Here is a 2,760-nt window from a genome sequence, read left to right on the forward strand (position 1 = left end):
AGAGCAACAGAATAATACCCGCAGCAAATGCTGCGACCTTGTGGCGAAAGAAGCGCTGGCGAATGAGCGTCCATTGCCCTGCAGCCTCGAGGCTTACTACCTTGCGCCCGGACTTCAGAGGGCTGATCGCGGGGCCGGTTTCCAGCGCGATGGTGGGGTTCTGGTTGATCGACATGGCCACCCCTTCAATTGAACCGGATGCGGGGGTCAAGCACCGCCAGCAATATGTCTGAAATCAGCATGCCCACCAGTGTCAGCACGCCCATTAAGAGAATGAAACTTCCGGCGAGATACATGTCCTGACCGACCAGCGCCCGCAGCAGAAGTGGTCCCGCCGTTGGAAGGTTCAGCACGATGGCGGTGATGGTGACGCCGGAAACGAGATCCGGCAGCACCCAGCCGATCGAGCTGACGAAAGGGTTGAGCGCGATGCGGACGGGGTATTTCACAATGACCTTGCGCTCCGGCAAACCCTTGGCACGCGCCGTGACGACATAGGGCTTGCTCAATTCATCCGACAGATTTGCCCGCAGAATTCTGATCATGGCGGCAGTGCCTGACATGGCGATGACGATCACAGGTATCCACATATGGCTGAGCATGTCGTTGAATTTTGCGATGCTCCACGGCGCATCAACGAAAGCGGGAGAAAATATGCCGCCAACGCTTTGTCCCAGAAACCGGTAGCTCGCATACATCAAGGTCAGCGCCATGATGAAATTCGGAACGGCCAGCCCGATAAAGCCGAGAAGCGTAAAGGCGTGGTCGCCGAAGGAATGGCGTCTGACCGCGGAATAGATCCCTATCGGGAGGGATATCGCCCAAACCAGTAAAAGACTCGCCAGCGAGATCAACAGCGTCGATCCCATCCGGTCCCAGATCAGGGTCGAGACCGGCTGGTTCCACTCGAAGGAGTATCCGAAATCGCCCCGGGTCAATATTCCGCTGATCCACACGAAATACTGGACATAGACAGGTTGATCGAGACCGTATTGCGCGCGCAGGCGCGCAATCGTCGCCTCGTCCAGATTTTGCCCGCCATCGGCCATGGTGGAGAGAAGCGAGGTCAGATAATCGCCTGGTGGCAATTGAATGATCATGAATGCGATCAAGGACATGCCGAACAGGGTCGGTATCATGTAAAGAACGCGCTTTGCCACATATGTCAGCATGGGTTGCTCCCGCTACACGCTATCCGGCTTATGAATGCCAGGTCAGATGAACCGTCTCGAGGTCCCGGATGGAGGGCACGGTGATTTCTGCACGGTTGCCAACGATCTTGCAGGACGCGGCCTCGCTTTTCACAAGCAGTTTCACCGTGGCAGACGAGCGACCTTTTGGCAGCTCGATCGATAGTGTCTGCTCACCGATAGGGTAGACCTCCCGCAAAGGACCTTTCATCATCATCGGGTTGGTAAGGTTGACGAGGAAGATTGCCATCGAGTCCTCGTTTTCATAAACGGCGATGTCTATGATACCCTTCCCTTCGACCGTCACACGATGGTCTTGGCCAAGAGCCCAGTTCACGGCGTTGGCGATCAGCTTGCCATGATCGGGTGCAAGTACTTTCCAGAAGACCTCGCCAATGTTCCATGGGATGTAGACCACACGACCTCCATGGCTGGTCTCACGCGCAATCACCGCAGCGCCGTTCGGGGCTTCGCGTGGGTAGACTTCCTCCATGGGCAGATCCGGAAAATCAGGGACGTAGAGGAAAGGCGTTTCAACGTCCGGATTGGCATCGACGGCAATCAGGTGTGTGCCGCCGATAATGCGAGCGGCGCCCTCGTAGCCCTCGTTCACAGGGTGCGGATCGGACAGTGCAACATAGGTGTTCTTGACCGGGCCACGTGGCGTCGATGCCAGCGAGACACCGAAGACATTTGATAGTCCGAAATTACCGCGCCGCTCGCCGACTTCATTACAGAGCGAGGTTTCATGCGCCGCAACGACCGACCCGCCGCGCTGTACATACTGTTCGATGGCCGCGCATTGTTCGTCGGAAAGATAGGTCGCATTGGCCAGAATAATGAGCTTGAAGCGATCAAGCGCATCCGGGGTCATGACCTGATCGGATAGAAATTCAAACGGGATGCGCGCTTCCACCAGCGCATGATAAAAGCCGAGGTCATTATGTTCGGCGATATGACGTTGCTCCGGTGCCCAGTGCCGCAACGTCGTGGATGGATCAATGATCGCGATTTCGGCAGTTGGCTGCATGCCCTCCAGATACGGCTCAATGTCCGCATGAAGATTAAAGGCTTCTGCAACAGGCTGCACCCAGCGGTTGTCAGGAACGCAGGCATTGAATTTGGTGAACCACGGGAAAAGGCCCTGCGCAATGCCGTCGTGAATCCAGAGCTTTATTTCTTCACCGCTCTGGACGGAATCCTTCCATCGGTACTCTTCCTCTGGTCCGATGGAGGTGATGAGGCCAACGGGTCTGTCACGGAACGTTCCACGAATACGTTTGCCGTTCCGTCCAGCAGACCAGCCAACCTCCACACCTTGTCGCGCCTGGTGGTCCACGAACAGGATCGGGCAATGTTTCTGTATGAGCGAAAGGTCGAATTCCATCAGTGACGAACCGCTCATATTTGGAATGAAGCTGGCATGGGGACGGATGGATTTGACCGTCTCGTCCCAATAGACCACGAGCTCGGTAAGTATGCGTCTGCGCCACGCCGCCCACGCCTGCCATGCCGGATCCGTCGCATCCGGTCTCATCGGCAAATCAAAACCAGTTTCCTGCCTGAAACG

2 protein-coding genes are annotated in these 2,760 nt (G+C 56.4%); both read right to left on the minus strand.

All coding sequences use genetic code 11. The features are described 5' to 3' along the window. Positions 1 to 185: 185 nt before the first annotated feature. Positions 186 to 1,172 carry an ABC transporter permease gene (locus tag FHW77_RS26535; protein WP_022557655.1) on the minus strand — a complete coding sequence of 329 codons (987 nt, stop codon included), beginning with the start codon at positions 1,170 to 1,172 and terminating at the stop codon, positions 186 to 188. 28 nt (positions 1,173 to 1,200) lie between these two features. Continuing rightward, the coding region (locus FHW77_RS26540) for a type 1 glutamine amidotransferase family protein (RefSeq protein WP_182591105.1) at positions 1,201 to 2,760 on the minus strand (1,560 nt) is incomplete at its 5' end.

Origin of the sequence: Agrobacterium sp. RC10-4-1, assembly GCF_014138475.1 — a bacterium.
Taxonomy (GTDB): Bacteria; Pseudomonadota; Alphaproteobacteria; order Rhizobiales; family Rhizobiaceae; genus Agrobacterium; species Agrobacterium pusense.

Excerpts from the sequence above, each read along its gene's own strand:
- FHW77_RS26535 (WP_022557655.1), bottom strand. The coding sequence starts at position 1,172 with ATGCTGACATATGTGGCAAAGCGCGTTCTTTACATGATACCGACCCTG.